Origin of the sequence: Paenibacillus enshidis (genome assembly GCF_042136365.1) — a bacterium.
Lineage (GTDB): Bacteria > Bacillota > Bacilli > Paenibacillales > Paenibacillaceae > Paenibacillus > Paenibacillus enshidis.
Genome location: NZ_JBHHMI010000094.1, coordinates 1 through 351, shown reverse-complemented (window position 1 = coordinate 351; position 351 = coordinate 1). Strand labels below are relative to the sequence as shown.

Below are 351 nucleotides of genomic sequence, written 5' to 3'. Positions count from 1 at the left end.
CATAAGGCTAAAAATCGTATCTCGCTACAAGTCTGTCCATTTTCTACCTTACTCGAATGAATTTGCAACACTCAAGTCATTAACATTTGCATAGGCTGTTTCATAATGATCTGGGGCGCCAGGAATATTTTTATAGACCAATTTCATTCCAGATTCTCCAACCCCTCTATAGTTGTGACTCGTAGCACCCTCATTATGGAATGTTACTCGTACTTCCTGTTCAGTTCTAAATTGGTTACCCCGCAGTTCTTTTTTAAACGAACGATTATCACCCTTAAGCCAAATTTCTGAGTTAATAGGATCTGGTTGTACAGGTGAGTAAATCCAAGCATCAGGAATGAAGTTTCTAAC

1 pseudogene is annotated in these 351 nt (G+C 38.7%); it reads right to left on the bottom strand.

Annotated features, from left to right (window positions below):
• Positions 1-48: 48 nt before the first annotated feature.
• Positions 49-351: pseudogene (locus ACE41H_RS25230) on the bottom strand (hypothetical protein); the annotation flags it as partial.